The organism is Kitasatospora sp. NPDC091257 (genome assembly GCF_044757675.1).
In the GTDB taxonomy this organism is placed as follows: domain Bacteria; phylum Actinomycetota; class Actinomycetes; order Streptomycetales; family Streptomycetaceae; genus Kitasatospora; species Kitasatospora lactacystinica.
The window spans coordinates 1-4,343 of record NZ_JBIVVI010000791.1 but is presented as its reverse complement, the minus strand read 5'-3'; the positions used below and the strand labels follow the sequence as shown (position 1 = coordinate 4,343).

At 74.7% G+C, this 4,343-nt stretch carries 6 protein-coding genes; 2 read left to right on the top strand and 4 right to left on the bottom strand.

Features of this window, described 5'->3' with window-relative positions:
* Positions 1–168: 168 nt before the first annotated feature.
* Complete coding sequence (locus ACIQOV_RS29620; RefSeq protein ID WP_401053637.1) at positions 169–738, top strand: CGNR zinc finger domain-containing protein; 570 nt, start codon at positions 169–171, stop codon at positions 736–738.
* A 17-nt stretch (positions 739–755) separates the two neighbouring features.
* Here ACIQOV_RS29620 and ACIQOV_RS29615 read toward each other — a convergent pair whose 3' ends face one another.
* A complete protein-coding gene (locus ACIQOV_RS29615) occupies positions 756–1,217 on the bottom strand; it encodes a hypothetical protein (RefSeq protein WP_401053635.1) in 462 nt (153 codons plus the stop codon).
* Between the two features lie 110 nt (positions 1,218–1,327).
* Here ACIQOV_RS29615 and ACIQOV_RS29610 point away from each other — a divergent pair, with 110 nt between their 5' ends.
* Entirely contained in the window at positions 1,328–1,828 is a 501-nt protein-coding gene (locus tag ACIQOV_RS29610) for a DsbA family protein (protein WP_380359240.1), read from the top strand.
* Positions 1,829–1,840: 12 nt separating this feature from the next.
* On the opposite strand, the gene ACIQOV_RS29605 is transcribed toward ACIQOV_RS29610, so the two are convergent.
* The 3 genes from ACIQOV_RS29605 to ACIQOV_RS29595 all read right to left on the bottom strand — a co-directional run.
* A complete protein-coding gene (locus ACIQOV_RS29605; protein ID WP_401053633.1) occupies positions 1,841–2,689 on the bottom strand; it encodes a GNAT family N-acetyltransferase in 849 nt (282 codons plus the stop codon).
* An 89-nt stretch (positions 2,690–2,778) separates the two neighbouring features.
* The gene (locus tag ACIQOV_RS29600; RefSeq protein ID WP_387691897.1) at positions 2,779–3,609 is read right to left on the bottom strand and encodes an aminotransferase class IV; all 831 of its coding nucleotides are present in this window, start codon (positions 3,607–3,609) and stop codon (positions 2,779–2,781) included.
* 12 nt (positions 3,610–3,621) lie between these two features.
* The coding region (locus tag ACIQOV_RS29595) for a chorismate-binding protein (RefSeq protein ID WP_401053632.1) at positions 3,622–4,343 on the bottom strand (722 nt) is incomplete at its 5' end.

The following is a 4,343-nucleotide window of genomic DNA, read 5'->3' as shown; positions in this document are numbered from 1 at the left end:
GCCGGTTCGGGGGCCGGCCGGCCCCGGCGGCGCCCGGTTTCGGACGCCTTGTCGGACTGCGCACGCATCTTCGAAAGAAGGCGCCGCCCTACCGGCACAAGGCCCGGTATGGTCTGGGGTAACCGTGGACGCGGGGTATCGGAGTCCCCTGCGCGAGGAGCCCCCAACGTGCTGATCACCCATGACACCGAGTGCGCGCTGAGCCTCCTCGTGGAGCTGCTCAACACCGCACCCGAGGTGTGCGGCGCCGAGCGGCTGCCGGACGTCGCCGCGCTGGACGCCTTCGTGGTCCGCCGGGAGATCAGCGAGATCGACTCGCTGACCGAGGACGACCTCCGGCGGGTGCACGAGCTGCGCACCCGGCTGCGCGAGGTGTTCGCGACGGAGTCCACCGCGCAGGCCGCGGAGCTGGTCAACTCCATCGTCGCGGCCGCCGGGACGACGCCCCGGCTGACCAACCACGACGACCACGACTGGCACATCCACTACTTCGCGCCGCACGCCGCCCTCGACGACCACCTGGCGGCCGAGCTGGGCATGGCGCTGGCCCTCATCCTCATGGCGGGCGAGCGGGAGCGGCTGCGCCGCTGCGAGGCGCCGGACTGCGCGCGGGTCTTCGTGGACCTCTCCCGGAACCGCTCGCGGCGCTACTGCGACAGCCGCACCTGCGGCAACCGGCTGCACGTCGCCGCCTACCGGGCGCGGCAGCGGTCGGCGGAGGCCGTCCCCTCCGCCTGACCGGCCGGTCCTCCCGTTCAGATGCCGCGCTTGCGGAGGATCTCCTCGATGTCGGCGAAGTCGCCGAGGCCGTCCTCCCGCTTGCCCGCGGCCGACTTCTTCGGGGCCCTGGGCGTCGGCGCCACCGCCGGACGCTCGGGCGCCGGCCCGGCCGCGGCCGGGCGCTCCGGGGCGCTCTCCACCGCCCCGGCGCCCCGGCGGCCCACCCAGCGGGTGGTGACCAGCAGCACCGCCGAGACGCCGAGCAGCGCGATGCCGGTCCACACCCGCGGGTCGAGGACCAGCCTGGTCGCCCAGTCGGCGAACTCCCGGCCGATCGTGCTCGCCAGCGGGAACAGGCCGGTCAGGTAGAGCCCGGCGGGCAGCAGGGCCACCGCGAACCAGCGGGTCGCCGACAGGAAGCGCCGCCGGTAGGCCCGCAGCCCGGCGAAGGCCACCCCGCCCGCGGTGAGGACGAAGCTGATCGCCGCGCTCAGCACGGTGCCGCTCCTTCGTGTCCGGTCGTCCTGGTCATCGGTGCCTTCCTCTCGGTCCGCCCTCGGGCGCACCTCCGGCCGGAGCGGGCGCCCACTAGTGGAACACTGGGGGAATGATCGATGGTTCCCTCCCCCGCCTCGAGTTCTGGTGCGACCTCCAGTGCCCGGACTGCCACACCGCGCTGGACGACGTACGGGCGCTGCGCGCGCAGTACGGCGACGCGCTGCCCGTGGAGGTGCGGCACTTCCCGCTGGAGAAGCACAAGCACGCCTACGCCGCCGCGGAAGCGGCCGAGGAGGCGTTCGCGCAGGGGCTGGGCTGGCCGTTCGTCGAGGCGCTGCTGGCCCGTACCGCGGAGCTGGACGCGCGCGGGCAGCAGGTGCTGCTGGACGTGGCCCGGGAGGTCGGGGCGGACGTCGACGAGGTGGACACCGCGCTGATCGACGGCCGGCACATGCTGACCGTCGACGCCGACCAGGCCGAGGGCAAGGCGATCGGGGTCACCGGCACGCCGACGTACGTGATCGGCGGGCAGCGCCTCGACGGCGGCAAGAGCCAGGACGGGCTGCGCGAGCGGATCGTGGCCGTCATCGAGGCGGCGAAGGCTTCCTGACGACACGCCGGGTCACAGCTGCTTGCCGTAGAGGCGCTCGGTGACCCGGTAGCCGAGCGAGGTGTAGAGCCGGATGGCGACCTCGTTGCCGGAGAAGACGTTGAGGCCGAGGTTCCGCACCCCGGCGGCCAGGCACTCGCGTTCGGCGAGCAGCATCAGCGTGCGTCCGTGTCCCCGGCCCTGGTGGGCCGGGGACACCTCGACCTTCATCACCCAGGCGAGCGGTTCGCCGTCCGGCAGGTCGCGCAGGCGCGGCTGCAGCCAGAGCAGGCCGTACGGCTCCTCCCCGCCGTCGGCGCCGTACAGGCGGCGCAGGACCATGCCCGGGGTCTCCGGGTCCGGCGCGGCCGGGTTCTGCGGCCCGCCGCCCGAGCGGGCGCGGGCCTGTTCCTCGGTGAGGCCGGAAGCCACCATCACGCGGACGTAGTCCTGCACGGACCGGTCGAACCAGTCCCGGATCTCGGCCCTCCGGTCGAACGGGCGCACGCTCAGCCCCGCGGGCAGGTCCGAGGCGACTGTCAACCGCTTGGACATGGCCAGGGCCCGCTCGGTGTACCCGAGCGTCACGGCGAGCCCCCGGGCCGCCGCGGCCGGCTCCGGGACGCCGACGTCGACCCGGGTGCAGCCCCAGGTGCGCAGCACCTCCTCGGCGGCCAGCCCGCCGAACGTTCCCCGACCCCGGCCGCGCCCCTCGGTGATCTCCAACTCGGATATCCGGCCCCAGAGTTGATCGCCCTGCGGGTCGGCGGTGGTGCGCAGCGCGCCGACCGGGTGGCCGTTCGCGAGGATCAGCCAGCGTCTGGTGCGGCCGCCGGCCGCGGTGGGTGTCTCCGGGCCCTCGGGGCGCAGCGTGGTGGTCATGTGGTGGTCCCTTCCCGTTGCACGGGGGGTTATCCACGCGGCCGGTGCGCTTCCCCGGCGTTCTTCCGGGCTGCTCTCCCGGGCGGGGATCACGGGTCGAGGTCGTCGCCGCTGCGCTCGGTGAAGACGGCCATGGCCTTGGCGGTGACGGGGCCGATGCCGGGCAGTTCGCGGTCGTCGACGCGGGTGACGGCCTGGACGTCGCGGGTGGTGGAGGTCAGGAAGACCTCCTCGGCGTCCTGGAGGGCGCTGAGCGGCAGGTCGGCCTCCTCGGCGCCGCACCAGTCGACGACGAGCTGCCGGGTGATGCCGGCCAGGCAGCCGGAGGCGAGGGCGGGGGTGAGCAGGCGGCCGCCGAGGACCACGAAGACGTTGGATCCGGTGCCCTCGCAGAGCCGTCCCGCGGTGTTGGCGAGCAGGGCCTCGGAGGCGCCGGCGCGGTGGGCGGCGGCCAGGGCGACGACGTTCTCGGCGTACGAGGTGGTCTTGAGGCCTGCGACGGCGCTGTGCTCGTTGCGGCGCCAGGGGACGACGGCGACGGCGGTCTCGTCGGGGCGGTGGCCGATCGCGCTGAGGGCGACGACCAGGGTGGGGCCGGCGGTGCCGCGCTCGGAGCTGAGCGGGCCGTTGCCGCCGGTGTAGGTGACGCGCAGGCGGCCGAGCGGCGCGGGGTTGGCGGCGAGGACCTGGGCGCAGGCCTCGCGGACCAGGTCGTGATCGGGGTCGGCCAGGCCGAGGCCGCGGGCGGAGCGGGTGAGCCGGTCCAGGTGGCGGGTGACCGCGAAGGCCCGGCCGTCGACCGTCTTCAGGGTCTCGAAGACGCCGTCGCCGGTGGTGAGGCCGTGGTCGAGGACCGAGACGGCCGCGTCGGCGGAGTCGACGAGGGAGCCGTTGACCCAGCTCGTGGTGCGGTTGTGCATCGGGTGCTGCTCCTAGGCGGTGGGGGCGCAGGCCCCGGTCGGGTCGGATCCGGTGCCGGATTCGCCACCGGGTTCGCCACCCGACGCTATCGCGACGAGGCGGGCGGCCTTCAGCTCGGTTTCGGCCCATTCCCGCTCGGGGTCGGAGCCCCAGGTGATGCCGGCGCCGGTGCCGAAGCGCAGGACGGGCGCGCCGGGGTCCGCCCGGTCGATCCAGAACGTGCGGATGCCGACGGCGAGTTCGGCCTCGCCGCGGTCGGCGTCGACCCAGCCGACGGCGCCGCAGTACGGGCCGCGCGGGGCGGTCTCCAGGGCCTCGATGATCCGCAGGGCGCTGGACTTGGGGGCGCCGGTGACGGAGCCGGGCGGGAAGGTGGCGGCGAGGAGCTCGGGCCAGCCGGCTCCGTCGCGCAGGGTGCCCTCGACGGTGGAGACCAGGTGGACCAGGCCGGGGTGCTTCTCGACGGCGCAGAGGTCGGGGACGGTGACGCTGCCGGTCGCGCAGACCCGGCCGAGGTCGTTGCGGACCAGGTCGACGATCATCACGTTCTCGGCGTGGTCCTTGTCGAGGAGGTCGTCCTCGGTGCGACCGGTGCCCTTGATCGGGCCGGAGGAGACGGTGCGGCCGGTGCGGCGCAGGTAGAGCTCGGGTGAGGCGGTGGCGATCTCGACGCCGTGCCCGGGCAGGCGGACGGTGCCGGCGTAGGGGGCGGGGTTGCCGTGGGCGAGGAGGC

What these genes read in the sequence shown, in the direction of transcription:
- ACIQOV_RS29605 (WP_401053633.1), bottom strand. Translation starts at nt 2,689, where the DNA reads ATGACCACCACGCTGCGCCCCGAGGGCCCGGAGACACCCACCGCGGCC.
- ACIQOV_RS29600 (WP_387691897.1), bottom strand. Translation starts at nt 3,609, where the DNA reads ATGCACAACCGCACCACGAGCTGGGTCAACGGCTCCCTCGTCGACTCC.
- ACIQOV_RS29610 (WP_380359240.1), top strand. Translation starts at nt 1,328, where the DNA reads ATGATCGATGGTTCCCTCCCCCGCCTCGAGTTCTGGTGCGACCTCCAG.